The organism is Vibrio tarriae (genome assembly GCF_002216685.1).
GTDB classification, from domain to species: Bacteria; Pseudomonadota; Gammaproteobacteria; order Enterobacterales; family Vibrionaceae; genus Vibrio; species Vibrio tarriae.
This window is the reverse complement of the sequence record NZ_CP022353.1, coordinates 1,034,093-1,054,903: the sequence shown is the minus strand read 5'-3', so window position 1 is coordinate 1,054,903 and position 20,811 is coordinate 1,034,093. Positions and strand designations below refer to the sequence as shown.

The window sequence follows — 20,811 nt, the reverse complement described above, 5'->3', positions numbered from 1 at the left end:
TTTTCATGTTGACAATGGCGATTATCAATTTACCTTCACTTTTTATAACCAAACGAATTGGAGTTGCAGCTAACACCGTTGAGGCTTCAAGCAGGAGGACTATGGCCATCTAGATGTTTACAGCTCCATAAAATAGGCGTAACTTAGCTAAAAATTCATGTTGGCTTAGGGATAAGTGAGGAGAGTTCATGATAGAGCTGAAACATTTGAAAACGCTGATCTCGCTACGCGATACCGGTTCACTGACCGCCACAGCGACCTCGTTGCATCTCACCCAGTCTGCGCTCTCACATCAGATTAAAGACTTGGAAGCACGGATTGGCGGGCAGCTTTTTTTGCGTAAAACACGTCCAGTACGCTTTACCGCCGAAGGCGAAATTCTGCTGCGTTTGGCTGACGATGTTTTGCCCAAGATGGCACGTGCCGAGAATGAGTTGGCGAGCCTAAAAGAAGATGTGAACGGACGTCTGCATATGGCGATTGAGTGTCACTCCTGCTTTCAATGGTTGATGCCCGCGCTGCGCGAATATCAGGTCGGCTGGCCAACTGTGGCGCTGGATTTTTCATCCGGCTTTGGGTTTGAACCTCTACCCGCGCTGTTAGCGGGGGAATTGGATCTGGTGATCACCTCGGATATTTTGCCGCGCTCGGAAGTGCATTATGAGCCGCTGTTTGATTTTGAAATGCGCCTTATCACCGCCACCAACCATCCGTTGGCTGACAAAGCCAGTATTGAGCCCCAATACTTGATTGATCAAACCATGCTCACCTATCCGGTGCAAAAACAGAGATTGGATGTGGTGAAACACTTTTTGCAACCCGCAGGCGTTGAGCCTGCACGCTGGAAGCAAGCTGACAATACCTTGATGCTGGTACAGATGGTCTCAGCAGGATTAGGTGTCGCGGCACTGCCCAATTGGGCGATCAGCGAGTTTTCACGCCAAGGGCTCATCACCAGTAAACCGTTAGGTAAAGGGCTATGGCGTCGCTTGTTTGCCGCTACTCGCCACAGCGAAAAAGACAAACGCTACTTACAAGCCTTTTTCGCTACCGCACGCCAACAATGCAAAAGCCACCTTGACGGGATCAAGATGGCTTCACTTTAGGCATCACTACCGAGCATAAGCTTTGAACTGGTTGGTAAGAGGATCGTATTGATAACCCAATACGTCTAACTTACCGACCAGATGTTCAATATCCATTTCATAAGTGCTGATCAACTCATCCAGACTGTCACATTCCAAACGCAGTTTTTCATTGACGATGCCCAGCAAAATCACGCTATCGATGTTTCGTACGTTGCTCAGATCCATCACATCACTCCTGATTGAATGTTTTCACTCAGCGTTTCCGCTCCCCAACTTCATCAAGCATAGTCGCTATTTGGGGAACGAAAAGTGTTCTGCACGACGGATCGCACCTTAGCAATATTACAGTGGGATCTGGTAAAGGCCGTGCAAACCTGTAGCGGATGCCAGCACTAAAAGCCCTGCCACAACCAATAACCATTTGTTCACCGTTTTACCGGAGATCAGATGCCAGCACCAGACCACAATACCCGCAACCAGTAAGCCAAAGCTCATCGCAATCGGCATCAACAGTGTTTGCAGTTGCTCGTCACTCAAATCAGAAACATAAGGCAAGAGGCATAACGCCGTCAGCATTGCAGACACAATACCCACCACAGGCAAAATGCGGTGGAAGGCTTGTAGCCGAGAGCGCGCCAGTGTCAGTAGCAAATGTCCGAACATCGCGCCAAGCAGAAAAATCGCCGCAAATATCGTCATCGATGCTGGCCATGCCGGCGCTTCGCGGATCAAAATCCCGACGTAAGCCAGAGCTAAACCATTGGCTAAATACATCACCCACAGCGGACCTTCCTCACGCGTCTTTTTAGTCTGCACTTGCGAATAGAAGTAAAACAGCGCAAACACCACCAGAAACGCTTCAATTTTGATCGACGCCACCGCCAACCAGAGCACCGCAATTGCAGGTAATACTTTGTGGATACGGCCTCGTTGTCCAGGACAAATTTCACCCTTGACCAACACCAGAGTCAAAATGATTTGCGCGCCCAATAACATAGGTGCGAATACGGAAATCAGAGAATAAAGCATAGTTTGCCAAATCAAAGAGCTGTCGAGGCCGCCGATAATAGCAAACCTTAATCGAGAACCCCAAGCGACTATACGTTGATTTCTCTTCTTGGATAGAACAACGGTGATGTGGGCAACTCAGACTAGATCGCAAAACGGTGAAAAGTGCAGCAAGCGAAACAAAAGTAGGGCGACAAAACATCACAATGCGTTATAGTTCAATTCTTACTATAATCAGAGGCTTATATGAAAAGTAAATATTTAGTTGGCATTTTATGCGTCCTGCTTGCCGGTTGTGCCTTACAACAAACCAACCGCGCACTCCAACCCGACCAACGCTGGGTAACTCAAACACTTCCCAATGGTCTCACTTATCATCTCTACCCAGACAGTGAACAAGAAGTCTCTATTCGTTTGTACATTCACGCAGGTTCAATGCAAGAAACCGCGCAGCAAGCGGGTTACGCTCACTTCGTCGAACATATGGCCTTTAATGGTACACGCCATTATCAGCATAACGACGTGATTCGTATGTTTGAGCAAAGTGGTGCCCAGTTTGGTGCCGACTTTAACGCTTTAACTGGCTACGACCGTACGGTTTATCAACTTGACCTGCCGAATGCGCAAAATATGGATAAAGCATTATTGTGGTTTGCCGATATTGCTGACGGTTTAGCATTTGACGCAGATGAAGTCGAAAAAGAGAAAGGCGTGATCTTGGGTGAGTTTCGCGCCTCACGCACAGAAAACATGGGCATAGAGCAGCAGTTTTATCTACATCTGGTCCAAGGCACATCCTACGCGGATCGCGATCCGCTCGGCTCACGCGAATTAGTGCAAACCGCTACCCCAGATAGTTTGAAAGCCTTCTATCAAGAGTGGTATCAACCTCAATTAGCGGAACTCGTGATCACAGGTAACTTTACCCTTGAACAAGGCCAACAGTGGGTTGAGAAGTATTTCTCCAAGTGGCAGAAAGGCAATACCAACAAGCCCGCCTCGATTTACCACCAAGCGCTGAACAACCAAGATCTAGTCGCTTCAGTAATAGCGGGTGAATCCCCTAGCCTGACTTTAATGTTTCCACAAGGCTCAACCACCATTAAAGACTATGCCAGCCAACAAGAGTTTTGGCGTGATGATGTCAGCGAGCAGCTACTGCAAGCGCGCTTAGGGGCAGCATTCAGTGATGCAGCGCAAGCCACAACCGGCATTTACGCGACACGTTATGATATCGAAGGCCAGCGTTATACCCTCATCAGCGTCGGATTTGCCGCCGAGCAAAGAGAAAAAGTGCAAGAGTTACTGTTGGAAACGCTCGCTTCAGTGCGTGATTATGGCGTGACGCAAAATGAGCTGGATATTATTTTGCGTGGTTATCGCGAGCAATTAACCTTTTTGCAAGAAGATCGTGAATCCATGACGCCAGTGGAGCATGCCAATCAAAAAGTCTACTCAATTGTGTTTGATGAGCCGATTCAAGCCACGCTTGATTATCAAGCCAGTTTGACCGAGTTTCTAGCCTCTGCGACGCCAGAGAAGATCAGCCGTCACATCGAGCAGCAATTCAGCCAGAAGCCTTTACTGGTCCTCGGCGTTGCTGCAACTGAAGATGCACAAATGTTGAAGAATACCCTACCTCAATTGCGTAAAAAGATCGCTCAGCAAGGCAGTAAACCCATCAACCTAGAAGTTGATAGCCCGTTTAAACTACAAGCTGCGGCTGGTGAAGTAGTTAAACAACTCGATATCAATGAAGAGCCGCAAGTGACCTATTGGCAACTTGGTAACGGTATTGATGTCTATTATCTGCGTAATCCAGAAGCCAAAGAGCGCGTCTTTGTACAATACGCCAGTTCGGGTGGCCAATCCGCGTTACCAGCAGACCTGCTCCCTGCCGCCGAAATTGCTCCTGCGGTACAGATGCGAAGTGGCCTAAGCACCTTGAGCGGATCTCAGTTTGATCGCTACCTACGTCAGAAAGATATTGGTTTCTTTAGCTATATTGCGTCGACCAGTCATGGCTTTGAGGCCAATAGTAAAGCGCAGGAGTTGCCAGAATTGCTTGAAGCACTTCATCTGTTGGTGACACAAGTGAAGGTGAATCCTGAGCAGTTAAATGCAGTAAAAACTGAATTTACTCAAAATCGTACGGCGTACTTTGATTCTCCTATCGGCGCTTTCTTCCGTGAGGTGACCAACCAGAGTTTTATCGAAACAAGCCAATATAGAATTCGCACCCCAGAGCAGATTGCTCAAGTCACGGCACAGCAAATTGAGCAGGTTCATCAACGTCTCTTCAGTGAAGGGCGCAATAATACGCTGGTCATCGTCGGCGATATTGAGCGCTCTCAAATTACCCCAATGCTGCGTCAGTACGTGGCAAGCTTGCCTTTAATCAAGGGAACGATTTCCCCCAGAATCAGCCAGTTGATCAAACCAGTTGTGCCACGCCTAGAGCTGGCGCTAAACAATGAAAACTCTACCCAATATTCCTTGCGCCTGATGTCTGAAACCCAGCCGCGTACGGCAAAAGCCGTCTTTATTGATGATATTTTGCAGCGCATTGCGACTCAGCGTTTACTGGCTGAAGTTCGCGAGCATCAAGGTTTAGACTACACGCCACAAGTGATCCCATACGTGGTCGATGGAGACATTCTCAATGATTGGGTACTGTCAGCCTTAGTCGATCCGAAAAATGAATCGCAAGTGGCCAAAGTAATTCGCGAAGTCGCGAGTGAGCTTGCTCAAGGCGTGACGCAGCAAGAGTTGGAAGTTGTCAAACAGAAGTTCTTGATTGATATGAAACCGCTCGACAAATCACCAGCTCAGCAAGCTTACTTCATGTTGCGCTATGCGATTCATCACTATGGCATTGAAGCGACGTACAAAGTTGAGGAGATGACGCAATCCATCACTCTCAATGACGTCAACCAACGTGCTCAAACGTTATTTGGCCAAGGAGCCATATCACAAGAGCTGATCATGACGCCCAAGGCAAAGAGTAAAGGCTAAGCCCTGACTGTACTCATCCAGCAACTTAGCCGTGCAATGCTAAATCATGTTCAATATCTCAAAGCCCGCTTGGCGGGCTTTGAGATGAGCTGCGTTTATTGGAACCGGTATTGAATTGGCGTTACAGGCCATCTCAATTTGCTAAATAAGTGAGCAAACGCGGTGCAGTAATCATACCCTTGTATTTTTTACCTTCGACCAACACCCAAGGTGGCGGTGGATTGGTTTTGAGCAACGAAGCTAATAGCTTGAGATCCGTATCATGAGCCAGTTTAACTAATGGCACGCGCATGATTTGATTGACAGGTTTACGCCAGAGGGTAGCTTCACGCGCGGTCTCCAGTTCTGTGCCCATGGTTGGCGTAAGGTGCAAATTCAGCGCTGACCTATCCACCAACCCGACACATTCTCCCGCCGTGACCACAGGCAAAACATCCGACTGCACTGCATTGAAATACTCCACTGCCAGCGAAAGCGGATCCCCAGGATCGAGCCGATGTTGAGTAAAGGTCGCCAAACTGTGCAGTGTCGTGGCTTCGCTTGGCTGCTTTTCTGCTTCACGGTGGGTCAGCTTAAGATGTTTACGATAATCAGAAGCATGAATAAGGCGGCTTAGTGGCAGAGGCTTCGCAAAAAAGAATCCCTGCAACAAATCCACTCCCAATGATTTGAGCACATAAACTTCATGTTCAGTCTCAACCCCTTCTGCAACGACCTTAACCCCCAAAGTATGAGCAAGATCGGTCATCATTTTTACGATGGCATAGCGGCGCGAACCCACTTCGATATTGGTCACGAACTCGCGATCGATTTTCAAATAATCGAACTGACACTCAGTCAGATAAGAGAACGAAGAGAAGCCAGTGCCAAAATCATCAATCGCAACCGTCATCCCTTGATTTCGCAAATGCTGTAGCACCTCCCCTCCTTGTGATTGAGAGTCAAAATAGGCACTTTCGGTTAACTCCACCGTGATATTTTTGGTTAGATTCGGAGCTTCAGCGAGCATGTCTGCCACCGCTCGTAAGATCTGCTCAGCATTTAGATCGCTGTTTAACGAACGATTAATGCTCATGCCCACATGGTGACCAAATAACGCGTGAATTTTGGGTAAATCATGCAAAGCCTTGCGCCCAACCAACTCATCTAACTGATCAATTAGCCCCAACTCTTCAGCAATCGAAATTAATTCTTGCGTTGACGCATGCAAAACTTCTGGGGCTTGAAAACGGCATAAAGCCTCAAACTTCACCACAGACCAACTCTGGCTATCCACAATGGGCTGATAAAAAACGTCGACATCACCATTTTCTACCCATTTCTGCACCCATTTCCCCAGCGTTTTGTGACGCTCAATCTGTTGATGGATCGCGCGATCATAAAAGTTGATATGTCGAGTTTCACCCGCGTGGTGCTCCAGCATGGCTTGGATTGCATGGGGAACGAGGCGATCAATTTTATCGGTATCCACACCTAATACCGAAACCCCTAAACGCCCCTTAGAGACAATTTGATGAGCTTCTTGCCCACCTCGTTGCCGCAGCTCAATAAAAAACTGGCGTAAAGTGCGTTGTAAGGACATTAAAGATTGAGCCTCTAGGTTTTTTTCTGCATCCAATTGACACAAAAAAATCCCTTCACCGTGGTAGCCACACAGTTGAACTTGTCCATTCTGCGCCAAGCTGGATGCCAATCGGCGGAGCTGCGCATAATATTTATCGCTGCTGAATTTAGGCTGTATCGCCAACACAAATCCGGTAGTGGTTTGCTGCTTAGGTAAACGCTGTTTCAGTTGCGCATTGAATTTGGAGAGTGTCGGTAATTGCGTCAGTAACTCGACATCGCCCGCTTGCTTATCCAGTACGCGATCCAAATGCGGTGCCAGATCCGTGGTAAAACCGATATAAAAATTCTGCCCTTTCTGAGGACTTAAACGTTTAATGGATAGGTCTTGTGGCCAAATTTCGCCAGAAGCGCGCTGAGATAAAATCGTGCCGCTCCACCCGCCTTGCTCACGCAGTTGATGCCACATATCGAGATAAAAATGTTGCGAGTGTTTACCGGAATTAAACACGCTAGTTTTTAGCCCCAGTAGCTCATTTTGTTGATAACCCGTCTGCTGTTCAAAATAGCGATTGCACGCCAAGATTCGGGTTTGATCATCGGTAATCACTACCCCATGGTGGTCATTATCAAATAAAGCATCAAAGGCAAAGGCGGATTCCATACCTGAATGGAAAATCAGTAATGGCGTAATCGTCCCTCGAACAAGCTGGCTACTCACTTCGTCAACCGAAAACGCCACTAAGGCCACCAACTTTTCGTCGCTCACCAATAAGGTATTGAGACTCTGCGGCGCTGAATCTGCTTGCGTGAAAAAGCCTGCGGCATGCTCACGCTGAGTCAAAGGCAAGTACTCAAGAAAATCGTCGGGCTTGCTAATCAAGCGAGTATTTCCCACCAATGATTGCCACATCAAAACATCGTAATCCATGTGCTGACTGGCTAACTGGTAACACCAATCCAATGGTGCATAACGCGTTTGTAAGCCAATGCTCTGTGGTTGTACGGTTGATAAATTCACATTCATCCGGCATCCCTAAACTGATGATGTTGATTCTGTGACCACCTTAAAGCAGCTCGTCACCCCATACAATGAACGTTGACGCATAACGTTAACTTACCCATAGCTAAAGTATTAGTTGCTTAATGCTAAATTGCCTACTTTCTCTTTAAGCTATGATTCCTATCGTGGATTATTTCTCAACGAGGCGGAAATAAACCCCCAACAATTTCGGGGCAATGTTACGGTAGATACTGGCCTTGCAAGCCGCTATAATGCCGCCCTCTTAATCTTGAGGCCAAAATATGCACAGCGAAGTTACCCCTATCCACCACTACAAAAAATACTGGGCCGAGTGTTTCGGCACAGCGCCATTCTTACCGACCAGTCGTGAAGAAATGGATCAATTAGGCTGGGATAGCTGTGATGTGATTATCGTGACCGGCGATGCTTATGTTGATCACCCAAGCTTTGGTATGGCGATCATCGGCCGCCTGCTTGAAGCACAAGGTTTCCGAGTCGGTATCATTGCGCAACCGGAATGGCAAACCAAAGATGCCTTCATGGCGCTTGGCAAACCGAACCTGTTTTTCGGTGTGACTGCCGGCAACATGGACTCAATGATCAACCGCTACACGGCGGATAAAAAAATTCGTCACGACGATGCGTACACCCCAAACAATAAAGGCGGCATGCGTCCTGATCGCTGTTCATTGGTTTACTCACAACGTTGTCGTGAAGCCTACAAAGATGTGCCGATTGTGCTTGGTGGTATTGAAGCCAGCCTGCGTCGTGTCGCACATTACGATTACTGGTCAGACAAAGTTCGCCGTTCAATCCTGCTGGATGCCAAAGCCGATATTTTGCTATTCGGTAACGCAGAGCGGGCACTGGTTGAGGTTGCACACCGCTTAGCCAATGGCGAATCGATCAACAAGATGATTGATGTACGCGGCACGGCTGTCAATCTGGCGCAGGTACCTGAACACTTTAAGATTATCGATTCAACCCGCATTGATCAGCCAAACAAACCGTTTGTGCCAAGTAACCCGTATGAAGTGGAAACCCAGTGCGCGACCAAAGGTGATGAGAAAGAAGAAGCTCAACCCATCACCATTCGCCCATCACGCCATGATGCGAAAACCACCGCGGTGCGTCTGCCCTCGTTTGAAAAGCTGGTGAATGACCGTATTTTGTACGCGCACGCTAGCCGCGTATTGCACTTAGAAACCAACCCTTATTCTGGTCGTGCGCTGGTGCAGCGTCATGGTGACCGTGAACTGTGGGTTAACCAAGCACCGATCCCGCTCACGACTGAAGAGATGGATTTCGTGTTTGGCCTGTACTACGCCCGTGTTCCGCACCCTAAATATGGCGACGCGAAAATTCCGGCGTACGACATGATCAAGACCTCGGTCAACATCATGCGCGGCTGTTTTGGTGGCTGTTCATTCTGCTCTATCACTGAGCACGAAGGACGCATCATCCAGAACCGTTCGCAAGAGTCGATCATCAATGAGCTGAAAGAAATCCGTGACAAAGTGCCGGGCTTCACTGGCGTGATTTCCGATTTGGGTGGCCCAACCGCGAACATGTATCGCCTCGGCTGTTCAGATCCAAAAGCAGAAGCGAACTGTCGTCGCCCAAGCTGTGTGTTCCCGGGCATCTGTCATAAGCTCAATACCGACCACAAACACACCATCGACCTGTATCGTGCAGCGCGTGATGTGGAGGGTATTAAGAAAGTGGTTATCGCTTCTGGTGTACGTTACGACTTGGCGATTGAATCGCCTGAGTACGTGCGTGAGCTGGTGACTCACCACGTTGGCGGCTATTTGAAGATTGCTCCTGAGCATACGGAAAAAGGCCCACTGAGCATGATGATGAAACCGGGCATGGGTACGTATGATCGCTTTAAAGAGCTGTTTGAAAAATACAGTGCTGAAGCGGGCAAAAAACAGTATCTGATCCCTTACTTCATCGCCGCTCACCCGGGTACTGAAGATGAAGACATGGTCAACCTCGCACTGTGGCTGAAATCCAACAACTACCGTTGTGACCAAGTACAGAACTTCTACCCATCGCCAATGTGTAATGCTACCGCGATGTATCACGCAGAAGTGAACCCGCTGAAACGCGTGAAATACAAGAAACCGGAAAAGGTGCCAGTGGCGAAAGGTGAAGCGCAACGTCGCTTGCATAAAGCCCTGCTACGCTACCATGATCCTGCCAACTGGCCGATGATTCGTGAAGCACTGATTGCGATGGGCAAACGTCATCTGATTGGTGATCGCCCTGAGTGTCTGATCCCTGAAAAAGATTCAGACCTAGTCACCCCAGCACAAAGCCGCAAATCAGGTCGTCATGGCGCGAATCGTTTTGCGACCAAGCATACGCATAGCCAACCGGGCTTTGATGCGCTGCGTGGTAACAAATCTGGCGGCCAAGGTCGTCCAAACAGCGGCAATAAATCGAATCAGGGCAAACCAGCTGGTGGTAAACCGACAGGCAGTAAGCCAACGGCGAACAAGCCTGCGGGCAACCAATCTGCTCGTGGTGAACAAAACCGAGGCCAACAAGGTCAACGTGGTTCAGCGACAGGCGGTAAACCACAAGGTTCTGGTCGTCCTGCCAGCCGTGGTAATACTCAACGTCAGCCGCAACGTGCTCGTTAAATCTATACCTCTTTCAGCCTCCCATTTGGGAGGCTGAATGTTCTACCTCAAAGCATCGGTACTACCGAAAGCAGTAACAATCCCCCCATCGCCCCATTAAACCAACGCACATAATTGGGATGATTCATCCAGTAGCTCAGTTGCTTGCCTGCGGCAGTCCACACACTGACTGAAGGTAAATTCACTAACGCAAACACCAGCGCAATCAAACCGAGCTGTAACCAACTCGCATTCGGGTTAAACACACTCACCGCCGTCAGCGCCATTGACCAACCTTTGGGATTGACCCACTGAAACAGCGCCGCCGCCACAAAAGACATCGGCTGATACTCTTGACCCTCTTTGGAGGGTCGACTCAGGGCAATTTTGACCGCCAGATACACCAAGTACAAAGTGCAGAGAATTTGTAACCCTTGTTGAAGGATCGGATAACGCTGAAACAGTTCCGTCAAGCCTACGCCGACCAGAAGCACCATGATGCTAAAACCAAACGTAATCCCCAACATGTGCGGGATAGTGCGCAGAAAACCGACGTTGGCTCCCGATGTCATTAGCATGATGTTGTTTGGACCCGGCGAAAAAGTAGACACAAAAGCAAATGCCAACAGTGGTCCAAATAAGGTGTAATCCATAACGATGTTCTCGATTAATGTCAGATGCAAAAATATTAATCGCTCCCTGACGCAATTTTGTGTTTATATGAGCGAACAAAACATTGAATGCGCAACAAAAGAGAACAATGGACAGGTTTGACGAAAGAATATTGCACGAGCTGCAACTCGATGGTCGAGTTTCCAATGTGGAGTTAGCCGAGCGCGTGGGGTTATCGCCCTCCGCCACCCTGCGTCGCGTGCAAGATTTAGAGCGCAAGAAAATAATCAAAGGCTATCGCGCGGTATTGGATAAAAACCAGCTTGAGGTCGGTTTTATCGCGTATGTGGCGATTGGCTTAAACAGCCATACCAAGCAATCACAGCTCAGCTTTGAGCAGCATGTCCGCTTTGCTAAAGAAGTGGTGGAATGCCACAACATCACTGGCATGAACGAATATTTGCTGCGCGTGGAAACCAAAGATCTGGTGGCTTACAAACGCTTCCATGCCGATGTGCTTGGCGAATGTGCGGTGGTGAAATCCATTACCACCATGGTGGTGATGGATTCACCCAAAGATGAGCGGCAGTAAACTTACCAACAAGCTCGGTTGCAAAAAGAAACGCCTTCCAAATGGAAGGCGTTTTTACATCAATCACACATTAATCGGTTAGCTCACCCGTCAATTCTTCGGCGAATTTCTGCTCCGCCGTTTTTGGCTTTTCGGTTTGCGCAAAACCGCGTAGCCCGACCACATGTACGTGCTCGTGATCTTTAAACACTTTACGTACCAGTTTGTAAGTGGTGCCCTTCTCTGGGCTGATGTTCTCTGGCGCAGCAATCAGTAACTGCATATCCAGACGCTCACACAGCTCAAACAAGGTGGCGATGGATTTGGCATCCAGACGCGCAGCTTCATCAAGGAACAACAGGCGACACGGCACAATATCTTTACTGCGCAGACGACGCGACTCCTCTTCCCAGCTTTGTACCACCATCAGCAGGATGGACTGACCGGTACCGATCGCTTCACCGGTCGACAATGCGCCCGATTCAGCTTGTAGCCAACCATCCGAACCACGGTTCACTTCCACACTCAGCTCTAGGTAGTTACGGTAATCCAAAAGCTCCTCACCCAGCACTTGCGGTGAACGTTGACCCATGTCGATGTGAGGGTTCACGCGTTGGAACAGCTTAGCCATCGCTTCTGAGAAGGTGTAACGCGCGCTTTCAAACAGATCTTTGTGCTGCGCTTGCTGCTCAGATAATCCTGCCAGCAGGATTTCATGGCTTTCACGCACTTTCACATTCAGGCGCACACCGTTCACCTGACCAAAGGAGATGTTCGACAGCCCTTGGTTGAGCATACGAATTCGGTTTTGCTCACGCTGAATGGTTTTGCGGATGATGCTGGCTACCGAATCCGAACTGATCGCCAAACGTTGCTCACGCTGGGTCAACTCTTCGGTCAAACGAGCCAGTTCAACTTCCATCTCTTCAATCGCTTCGACCGGATCGTCGGTGCGAATGATGTCTTGACGAATGCGCTCACGCAGATGCTGATACACCGCAATGTAGAACAGCACTTTACGCTCAGGACGCGAGTTATCTTCCGACTGGCGCAGTGCATCACGCAGATCTTCATTGTTGGCGACCGCGAGACGCAGCGCACCCAATGATTTATCGGACATCGAACGCAGTTCATCGGCAGACAGGTAAGCCAGCTCACGCTTGTGCAGACGACGTTCAACATCATTTTGGCGCGCAAGACGCAGTACCGAGCACCAACCCGCTTTCGCGTTGACCACGAAAGTGCGCAGGTCTTGATAATCTTTCTCGACTTTCTTCATGCGCTTGACCAGCGCTTTCATTTCCAGCTCAGTGGAGGTGATGGTACGTTCGTATTCGCTCTTACGACTGCGTGAAGTGTGCAGACGCTCTTGCAGCTCATCACGACGACGCTGAGCACGCTCAATCGCACCTTCGTCAGCATGCACACCAAACTCTTGCAGCTCTTGTTTAAACTCTTGTACCGTTTCCAGCTTAGCTTGGTGCGAACTTTTCAGTGATGCCAACAGCTGATTGTATTGGCTGAGCTGAGCTTGCGCCTGTTTCAGCTCTTCACGGCTGCGGGTACGTTCACTTTCCGCCTGCACCAATTTCGCTTTGAGCTGTTCACTCAGCTCACTGCTTTGGTTGAGCAGATCCACCGAGTCGGAATAAGCAAAGTGATGACGGCGTTCAAGCAGATCCGACAGCGCAAAAATTTGCGCTTTGAGTTGCTGTAGTGCTTGGTCAGCTTGCTGGTATTGTTGCTCCAGCGCATCAAACTGCTCTGGGTCGGCATCGAGTACCACCGCCACTTTATCCAGCTCGCTGATGGTACGGCCATGCGCAGCGATAAAGGCTTTGGCCTCACTCAGCTGTTGCAGTTTTTCTTCAAGCTCGTGGTAACGGGCTTCGAGCGTCTCTTCGTCAAGTAGACTCATTTGCGGCGCAAGTTTGTCTAGCGCAGCTAACGCTTGTTTACTGGCTTGCAACTGGCTACGCAGTTGCTGCTCTTGTGCTTCAAATTCGCTGATCGAACGCAGCAGTTGATTACGCTTATCGCGCGCATTCGCTAAGGCTTGCTCAGGGTCGGCATCAAACGCCACTTGCAAGTGCATCGCCACAAACTGGTTGAAGCTGGCGTACAGACGTTGCAACTTTTGCGAATCGAACGAAGCTTTGGCGTGTTGCTCAACCACGTCATCACGCTCTTCACGTAGCAGCTCTAAACGCTGCTCACGCGCCGCGCGGCCAAACAGTGGAATGGCTGGGAAGCGCGAGTAGCGCATTTGGCGCTGGTTAAGCTGAACGCACACCGCACCTTCCAGCTCTTCGGCATTGAATGAGCTGTCATCAAACGCATCTACATCACCTTCGATGAGGTAGAGATCTTCCGGACAGTCATCCAGTTCAACCAGTTTTTCTTTAATACCAGAGAGATCCGACACCACAATCGCGTGACGCGCAGGGCCGTACATCGCACTGAAATACGGCGCATCATCAATGGTGATGTCGTCATAAATTTCCGATAGCAGCACACCGCCTAGCGTGTCCGCCAAACCTTTCAGACGCGGATCGTTAGAGCCACCCGGAGAAGCTAAACGCTCAATTTCGCTATCGAGTTTCGTGCGACGCTCGGCGAGCTTATCTTTTGCCATGGATTGGGCTTTTTCCAGCTCCAACACTTGCTGCATTTGCGCCATGACAGATTGGCTATCCGCCAGTTCTGCACCACTTTGCTCACGTAGCGTTTCTAATGCATCGTTAGCTTTGATCCATGCAGGTGCAATTGACTCAAAACGGGCGATTTGCGTTTGCAGTTCTTGCTCTTGATGGCGCAGTTGACCACGTTGTTCACGGCAGTTTTCCTGCTCGGTTTCCAGCTCTTCTAGCAGTGCAGAGTGGCGCTCACGCTCTAACCCGACGGTCGCGGCATCATCCAATACCACCATATGTTGTTTGTGGTATTGGGTTGCCAGCTCACGCACGCTGCGTTGCTGCTCAAGTTGGCGCTCAAGGTCTCGTTGTTGTGCTTGCCACTGCGCTTCATTTTGCACCACATGTTGAGCTTCACGCGCTTGGCGGATCACTTGCTGCGCTTGCTTCGAAGCTTCACTGCGCGCGACCTCACCCAGCACGCGTTTCACCAATTCAAACGCATGGTTGAACTGCTGCGCCGCGGCTGAAGACATATCCAGCTTGTGTTTGAGAGCCAACAGTTCGCTGGTGCGCGTTTCCTGCTCCGCTTTCAGTTGAGTAGCTAACGCTTGCGCACTTTCCGCAGTGAGTTCTGGCTTATCCAATAAGCGACGCGCTTTATCGAGCGCTTGCACGGCTTGTTGATATTGCAGAGCACGGGTTTGCTGCACGTCGAGGGCTTGCTGATAATCGGCCAATTGCGATTTGAGGCTATCCACTTCCTCTTCACTGATGGTGGTGCGCTCTTCGGCCATCATCACTCGCTCATTGGCTTCTTCGACCACCATCATCTGCTCTTCGAGGCGGAAATTCAGCTCTTCGAGATCTTCTTGGTAGCGTTCAATTTTTTCTTGCTGACGCAGCGCGTTTTGCACCAATTGCAGGTGGTCAGACGCGCCTTGGTAATCTTGCTCCAGCGCAGACTCTTGCTCAACCAGCAGTTCTAGCTCTTCGTGAACACGGTTCAGCAAGCTGTTTTGCTCAATCAGGGTTTCACGAGAAGAGAACAACTCACCGCGCAGAACCAACGTTTGTCCCACTTTGTTGCGACGATCATTGGCGTGGCGCATGTAGTCCGCAGCCACATAATTGGTCGATTCGGTGATCAGGTGTTTGAACAGATCTCGATCCGCTTGCGTGGTCTTGATCGCTTCCAGCGTCATGCGGTTTTCACGCAGCGCGGATTCCATATCTTGGAACGCTTTCTTCACGCCGCCATTTTGTGGCAGCAGATAATCACGCAGTGAACGGGTGATTGCACTGGAAATACCGCCGTAAAGCGAAGCTTCAATCAAACGGTAGAATTTTGAACGGTCTGAGCTGTTACGCAGTTTTTTCGGGATCACGCCGAATTCAAACATCTGCGCGTGGTAATCCACAATCGACGGGAAAGATTTGAAGTGCGCGCCTTCAATCTGACCCACTGCATCTTTCACTTCATTGATTTGGCGAACACGCGCATGTTTGTCGGATACGGTTTCGACCAACACATCGGTCGGTTTAACATGACTTGGCAAACCTTGGATCAAGAAAGGTTTGATATCCACTTTCTTATCACGTCCCGCCACTTGTTGTAGCTTCACCGCAAACAGTAAACGTTGGTTACGTGAGTTCACCACATCCAACGCGGCGTAACACGCCCCCGCTTGCAGCTTACCGTACAAACCTTTATCGCGAGAAGCTTGCGAGCTCCCCGCTTCGGTAGTGTTACGGAAATGGAGCAGGCTTTGGTCTGGGATCAAAGCGGTGATAAACGCCGCCATGGTGGTAGACTTACCCGCACCGTTACCACCGGATAAAGTGGTCACTAAATTATCAATGTCAAAGGTACGCGCAAAGAAGCCGTTCCAGTTGATCATGGTTAGCGATTGATATTTACCTCGTTCAATCATGCTTCATCTTCCCACTCGGTTTGCTCTTCGTCGTACTCGGTTGCTGGGTTTTCCAACAGGCTTTGCTGGCTTGGTTCTGGGGTATGCACCACAGCTTCACCATCACGGATCAGGCGCAGCTGCGCTTCACGCACATCACCGCCCAAACGCACATCCGCACCAAAACGAAATACCGCTTCAGTGATGCGGAATTTGGCCGTATCACCAATGGTGATCACCATACCGAGGCGACGTAAACGACGCAGCGAAGTACGCACTTTTTCAAACAGCTTCTCGCGATCCAGATCCGAGCCGCTCGCGCGGTTCGTCACCAGCTTCATCAGCTTCTTCTCTTCCACCAGTGTCAGTAGCTCATCGTACAGCTCTTGGTTGGTGAAAATGCCTTCGTGCGCTAAACGCTCAGGGCTCAAATAGAGGAAACAGAGCACTTTACCCACCAGCATATCCAGCTCAGAGAGCACACTGCGGTTGATAAGCGAAGTGGAACGTGGACGCAGATAGAAAAAACCCTCCGGCGCGCGCACCAGTTCGGTGTGGTAGCGTTGATAAAACAGCGCCAAATCCGGCTCAAAATCCGACAGGAAGGCGTGGTTATCCAAATCGTCACTGGAAACATGACGCCCCGCACGCAGCAAACTGTCTAGCGCTGGAAATAGCGGGTTTGCAATCGCTTTGGCCAGATTCTCTGGCATGTATTCATTAATATCGGTCGATGACATTCGCTTGTACCTTTGCGCCAAAATCGTTGATCGCCGTCCAGTCAGGCTGGATAGCGCGGTAGTCGGACTCGGAATAACCCAGTCTTACCGCTTGGTCGACAACCATTCGGGCTAAATCGAAATGATGGGTTCGTGGGTGGCTGGCTAAGTAATCACGCAGTACAAGTGCTAAATCAATCGCTGCGCCCTGCTCTTTATGCACTTTCAGCATGTCGCCAATCCGCTGCGCAAGTTCATCGTTCACTTGTTGCAGCTCTTCGTATTCCACTTCCATCGGCACATGACCGGTAACTTCTTCGTCACGCAGGGTCAAGGTTTCATCTCGCAGATCGGATAGACGTTCTGCATCGGCGTAAGTGAGATACCAAGGTTGTTCAAAATAGTCGTTCATTGACTGACGCAGACGTTGGCTGAACGCGCGGTTCTGGTCCATATCAATCGCGGTACGAATAAACTTGTGGACGTGGCGATCGTAACCGATCCAAAGATCAATCGACTGCTGCCCCCAGCTCGTGATGCGGTCAAGCTTCATCTGCAGCGCAAACAGCGTCTCTTCGATGAAATCCAATTCCAGATCGCCATACACGCACTCCTGAATATCGAGAATTTGCGTTTGCAACTCATCGCCAGCCGCTTGCAAGGTATCTTGCAACTCACGCAGTGTGGCGGAAGTCTCAGACAGCAAGGCTTCACAGTTGTTGATCGCATCACGCCAATCTTTATTCAGCAGATCGGCAATCTGTTCTTTGACCGATTGCTGCTGCTCATCCATCACACGCTGGTTAAGATCGATGCGATCGAAGATTTCACTCACCGAATATTTGAGCACGCCAAACACGTTTTTGCGCCAATGGGCGACACTGCCACCCTGCTGCGCGGATTCCACGGCTTTCGCCATCTCATCCGCGACCATAGAGAGTTGGATGGATAGTTTCAGTTTGGAAAATTCGCGATGACGAACATAGTAATCGGTAATGCCGATCGCTAAAGGAGTCAAACGGTAGATGCTGGCACCTTCCGTCATTTCGCTGGTAAAGCGACTGAGTAAGCGCTGCTTCACCAGATCATTAATCGCATTGTTAGCCCGAAAGGCTGAGGCTTCTCCCGATTCTGCAAACAAGCGCGTGACTATCGCGAATGCATCGTGAAGTTCCCCTTCTCCGAGCTCTTCATCAAATCTTTCATTACTGAGCACAGCAATCGCGAGCAAAAATGCCAGCCGCTCAGTAGGCAGATTCAATGAGAAGTCATACTGTTTTACCCAAGTGACGAGTTCGTCGATGGGCTTTTGCACAGTATCCTGAGTAAACTCACTCATTGTGTATCCTGTTATTGTTTTTTCTTAGCCCATACGTGAATGTATCGGCCCAATGAGAGGTAAGGCTCCTGACGGCAGAATTTGCGCTCCAGTGCCACCAAATCCTCATACTGGTATTCGCCCATATTTTTCATGTTTCCGATGTAATCACTGAAACAACGAATACCGGATTTCCCGCAGATCTCAAAACCCGATTCTTCGATCCATTGGTAGACCTCTTCGGGGAGCAAGCCTTTCTGCGGTTGTAATTTAAACCGTTTGCGGTGCGGCATATCTTCTAGCACGTGCGGAATGTTGCCACACACGGCGTTTTTGTAAACCAAACCGTGATAGTTGTAAAACATCACCGACACCATGCCGCCCGGTCTGACTTGCGCCAACAAATTTTGCAACGCTGGTTTGGGCTCCGCTAACCATTCCATCACCGCATGAAACAGCACCAAATCCACGGGCGCATCAAGGTGCGCTTGAATCGTCTGCACTGGTGAATGGACGAAGCGATACTGCTCAAGCAGGCCATTGTTTGCAATATCCTGCTCGGCCAATTGCAACATTTCCGAAGAAAGATCACAGAGTGTCACTCGATGCCCAAGGCGAGCGATTTTTTGCGATACTTGCGCCAAGCCGCCACCCGCATCGAGCACGTGCAAGGGAACTTTTTGCGTGTCCAGTTGACTGAGAAGCTGCTCCAAATCTTCCCAAACAATGACTTGGCGGATCTCACCTTTGTCAGAACCGTATATATTTTTTGCAAATTTGTGGGCAATATCGTCGAAATTGCGATCTTCTGTCACAGTAGCTTGAGTTATGATAACGAACCGTGCCTGCTATTCTGTCATACGAATGGCAGGAATAAAGAGGCTTCGACTCTTTTTATACTCAAGTGCTGTTTTTTCGGACTGTTTTCTCTATGTTTGAGCTGAAAAAAATTTTTTCTTCACTGTTGATGCCTCTGCCAGCGCTGCTGATCATTGGTTTCGTGGGCCTGATGCTGATCATGTTCACGGCAAAACGTAAAACTGGCTGCCTAGTGGTGTTGTTCTCCCTCACTGGGTTATTTCTGGTTTCCTTTCAACCCGTGGCGACTCGTTTATTGATGCCACTTGAACGTACTTACACGGCATTTTTACCCGTAGAAGGTACTCTTGACTACGTGATGGTGCTCGGTAATGGCCATGTGGTTGATGATGACATCCCCCCCACCTCAGAGCTTACTCGTGCTGCGCTCATGCGCTTAACAGAAGGCATTCGTATTAGTCGTATGTATCCGGGTTCGAAACTTATCCTCTCCGGTTACGCTGGTGGTAGTGAAGTTAGCCACGCTCGGATGATGGCGCGTGTCGCTTTAGCGTTAGGTGTGCCGAAATCGGATATTATTTTGCTGGAAACCGCTAAAGATACTTGGGAAGAAGCGCGCCAAGCTGCGGCTTTCGTGCAACAAAAGCGCATGGTACTGGTCACCTCAGCAAGCCATATGAAGCGTGCGATGCGCGAATTTGAATCGGCAGGTTTAACGCCAATCCCAGCACCGACTAACTACTTAGGTCATCTCAATATTGTTCAGCCTTGGGATAAGTACATTCCTAAATCACGCTATCTTGAGCAAACCGAACAGTATTGGTACGAAACATTAGGCCTATTGTGGCAAAAACTGCGTGATACCGTTGCCGGAGATAGCAGTGAACAGGTAGGAACGCCCTCTGTCGTAGAAGAAGCTCCGACAACGCCCTAATCGCCCCAAATCATCCAACTCGTTAAAAAATAAGTAAAAAACTGGCATTTAGCCAGTTTTTTAATTTTTACAATGCAGAAAAGGATGAAGACACTTTCGAAGTTTAATCCCCAGCGAACATATAACCTTCGCCGTGAACCGTCACAAAAATTTGCGGGTTTTTTGGATCCATTTCCATCTTGGCGCGCATACGTCGAATCAACACATCAATAGTACGATCGTTTGGCGCATCCACACGGTGGCTGATCATGTTCAAAATACGTTCACGACTCAGCACCTGATTCGGATAAGAAGAAAGCGCGACTAACAACTCGTATTCCGCTTTAGTGAGCTTCACAGGCTCACCGTTACGACTTAAGGCACGGCGCTGAACATCGAACGTCCACTCACCAAAATGCACCAGTTTGTCATCTTGTTTGTCCGTATTTCTCTCTCGCTGTGCGAGGGAAATTCGCCATAATAAGTTTTTTACACGAACCTGGAGCTCACGCAAATCGACGGGTTTAGTGACATAATCGTCCGCGCCCATTTCGAGGCCAACGATTTTGTCGATACTGTCGGTGCGTCCTGTCACTAAAATAATGCCAATCTCCGACTGGCTGCGTAATTCTCGCGTCAATAACAGACCGTCTTCACCGGGCAAATTGATGTCCAGCAAAACCAGATCGATGTCATTGAGTTCTAACGCTTCTCTCATCTGCGCGCCACTTTCTGCTTCTGTTACTTGGTAACCTTCATTTTGAAAGTAACCACTTAACTTACTCCGCGTGACGAGGTCATCTTCAACCACAAGTACGTGATAGCTCATAATGCACCATTTTAAATAACTGGATGTATCGCAGGGTTATTCTATTCATATCTGTTAATAATTCGAGAAAAACCGTGAGAAATCTCACCTTTTTTTGATGCAAAGCAAACTTCATTTAACAGATTAACAACCTATTCTTTTCTTTTCACATGCTGT

At 49.2% G+C, this 20,811-nt stretch carries 14 protein-coding genes; 5 read left to right on the top strand and 9 right to left on the bottom strand.

The features are described from left to right. Positions 1-188 precede the first annotated feature (188 nt). A complete protein-coding gene (gene metR / locus CEQ48_RS10525) occupies positions 189-1,106 on the top strand; it encodes an HTH-type transcriptional regulator MetR (RefSeq protein WP_089071197.1) in 918 nt (305 codons plus the stop codon). Between the two features lie 6 nt (positions 1,107-1,112). Here the strand turns inward: metR and CEQ48_RS10520 are convergent, their stop codons facing one another. Beyond that, complete coding sequence (locus CEQ48_RS10520) at positions 1,113-1,313, bottom strand: DUF4250 domain-containing protein (RefSeq protein ID WP_000366103.1); 201 nt, start codon at positions 1,311-1,313, stop codon at positions 1,113-1,115. 117 nt (positions 1,314-1,430) lie between these two features. Then, on the bottom strand, positions 1,431-2,117 hold the full coding sequence (locus CEQ48_RS10515; protein ID WP_089071196.1) for an HI_1241 family integral membrane domain: 687 nt from the start codon (positions 2,115-2,117) through the stop codon (positions 1,431-1,433). 225 nt (positions 2,118-2,342) lie between these two features. On the opposite strand from CEQ48_RS10515, the gene CEQ48_RS10510 reads away from it, so the two are divergent. Next, the gene (locus CEQ48_RS10510) at positions 2,343-5,111 is read left to right on the top strand and encodes a M16 family metallopeptidase (RefSeq protein ID WP_089071195.1); all 2,769 of its coding nucleotides are present in this window, start codon (positions 2,343-2,345) and stop codon (positions 5,109-5,111) included. Between the two features lie 133 nt (positions 5,112-5,244). Here CEQ48_RS10510 and CEQ48_RS10505 read toward each other — a convergent pair whose 3' ends face one another. Next, positions 5,245-7,701: an EAL domain-containing protein gene (locus CEQ48_RS10505; RefSeq protein WP_089071194.1), complete on the bottom strand. Its 2,457-nt coding sequence runs from the start codon at positions 7,699-7,701 to the stop codon at positions 5,245-5,247. A gap of 278 nt (positions 7,702-7,979) precedes the next feature. Here CEQ48_RS10505 and CEQ48_RS10500 point away from each other — a divergent pair, with 278 nt between their 5' ends. After that, positions 7,980-10,349 carry a YgiQ family radical SAM protein gene (locus CEQ48_RS10500; RefSeq protein ID WP_089071193.1) on the top strand — a complete coding sequence of 790 codons (2,370 nt, stop codon included), beginning with the start codon at positions 7,980-7,982 and terminating at the stop codon, positions 10,347-10,349. Positions 10,350-10,396: 47 nt separating this feature from the next. Here CEQ48_RS10500 and CEQ48_RS10495 read toward each other — a convergent pair whose 3' ends face one another. Beyond that, on the bottom strand, positions 10,397-10,981 hold the full coding sequence (locus CEQ48_RS10495) for a LysE family translocator (protein ID WP_043989638.1): 585 nt from the start codon (positions 10,979-10,981) through the stop codon (positions 10,397-10,399). Between the two features lie 107 nt (positions 10,982-11,088). Between CEQ48_RS10495 and CEQ48_RS10490 the strand changes: the two genes are divergently transcribed. After that, the gene (locus CEQ48_RS10490) at positions 11,089-11,532 is read left to right on the top strand and encodes an Lrp/AsnC family transcriptional regulator (protein WP_000373557.1); all 444 of its coding nucleotides are present in this window, start codon (positions 11,089-11,091) and stop codon (positions 11,530-11,532) included. Positions 11,533-11,602: 70 nt separating this feature from the next. Here the strand turns inward: CEQ48_RS10490 and mukB are convergent, their stop codons facing one another. Genes mukB through cmoM form a run of 4 tightly spaced genes read right to left on the bottom strand, consistent with a single transcriptional unit; the run spans position 11,603 to position 18,909 of the window. Further along, on the bottom strand, positions 11,603-16,078 hold the full coding sequence (gene mukB, locus CEQ48_RS10485; protein ID WP_089071192.1) for a chromosome partition protein MukB: 4,476 nt from the start codon (positions 16,076-16,078) through the stop codon (positions 11,603-11,605). Continuing rightward, positions 16,075-16,797, bottom strand: coding sequence for a chromosome partition protein MukE (gene mukE / locus CEQ48_RS10480; RefSeq protein WP_000099362.1), 723 nt, complete (start codon positions 16,795-16,797; stop codon positions 16,075-16,077). The genes mukB and mukE overlap by 4 nt, the downstream gene beginning before the upstream one ends. After that, the gene (mukF, locus tag CEQ48_RS10475) at positions 16,778-18,115 is read right to left on the bottom strand and encodes a chromosome partition protein MukF (RefSeq protein ID WP_001288883.1); all 1,338 of its coding nucleotides are present in this window, start codon (positions 18,113-18,115) and stop codon (positions 16,778-16,780) included. The genes mukE and mukF overlap by 20 nt, the downstream gene beginning before the upstream one ends. Before the next feature lie 11 nt (positions 18,116-18,126). Then, the gene (cmoM, locus tag CEQ48_RS10470) at positions 18,127-18,909 is read right to left on the bottom strand and encodes a tRNA uridine 5-oxyacetic acid(34) methyltransferase CmoM (protein ID WP_000133899.1); all 783 of its coding nucleotides are present in this window, start codon (positions 18,907-18,909) and stop codon (positions 18,127-18,129) included. Between the two features lie 116 nt (positions 18,910-19,025). Here cmoM and elyC point away from each other — a divergent pair, with 116 nt between their 5' ends. Continuing rightward, complete coding sequence (gene elyC / locus CEQ48_RS10465; protein WP_181710932.1) at positions 19,026-19,847, top strand: envelope biogenesis factor ElyC; 822 nt, start codon at positions 19,026-19,028, stop codon at positions 19,845-19,847. A gap of 103 nt (positions 19,848-19,950) precedes the next feature. On the opposite strand, the gene torR is transcribed toward elyC, so the two are convergent. Next, complete coding sequence (torR, locus tag CEQ48_RS10460; RefSeq protein WP_089071190.1) at positions 19,951-20,655, bottom strand: two-component system response regulator TorR; 705 nt, start codon at positions 20,653-20,655, stop codon at positions 19,951-19,953. Positions 20,656-20,811: the final 156 nt, after the last annotated feature.

Excerpts from the sequence above, each read along its gene's own strand:
- metR (WP_089071197.1), top strand. The coding sequence starts at position 189 with ATGATAGAGCTGAAACATTTGAAAACGCTGATCTCGCTACGCGATACC.
- CEQ48_RS10520 (WP_000366103.1), bottom strand. The coding sequence starts at position 1,313 with ATGGATCTGAGCAACGTACGAAACATCGATAGCGTGATTTTGCTGGGC.
- CEQ48_RS10515 (WP_089071196.1), bottom strand. The coding sequence starts at position 2,117 with ATGCTTTATTCTCTGATTTCCGTATTCGCACCTATGTTATTGGGCGCG.
- CEQ48_RS10510 (WP_089071195.1), top strand. The coding sequence starts at position 2,343 with ATGAAAAGTAAATATTTAGTTGGCATTTTATGCGTCCTGCTTGCCGGT.
- CEQ48_RS10505 (WP_089071194.1), bottom strand. The coding sequence starts at position 7,701 with ATGAATGTGAATTTATCAACCGTACAACCACAGAGCATTGGCTTACAA.
- CEQ48_RS10500 (WP_089071193.1), top strand. The coding sequence starts at position 7,980 with ATGCACAGCGAAGTTACCCCTATCCACCACTACAAAAAATACTGGGCC.
- CEQ48_RS10495 (WP_043989638.1), bottom strand. The coding sequence starts at position 10,981 with ATGGATTACACCTTATTTGGACCACTGTTGGCATTTGCTTTTGTGTCT.
- CEQ48_RS10490 (WP_000373557.1), top strand. The coding sequence starts at position 11,089 with ATGGACAGGTTTGACGAAAGAATATTGCACGAGCTGCAACTCGATGGT.
- mukB (WP_089071192.1), bottom strand. The coding sequence starts at position 16,078 with ATGATTGAACGAGGTAAATATCAATCGCTAACCATGATCAACTGGAAC.
- mukE (WP_000099362.1), bottom strand. The coding sequence starts at position 16,797 with ATGTCATCGACCGATATTAATGAATACATGCCAGAGAATCTGGCCAAA.
- mukF (WP_001288883.1), bottom strand. The coding sequence starts at position 18,115 with ATGAGTGAGTTTACTCAGGATACTGTGCAAAAGCCCATCGACGAACTC.
- elyC (WP_181710932.1), top strand. The coding sequence starts at position 19,026 with ATGTTTGAGCTGAAAAAAATTTTTTCTTCACTGTTGATGCCTCTGCCA.
- torR (WP_089071190.1), bottom strand. The coding sequence starts at position 20,655 with ATGAGCTATCACGTACTTGTGGTTGAAGATGACCTCGTCACGCGGAGT.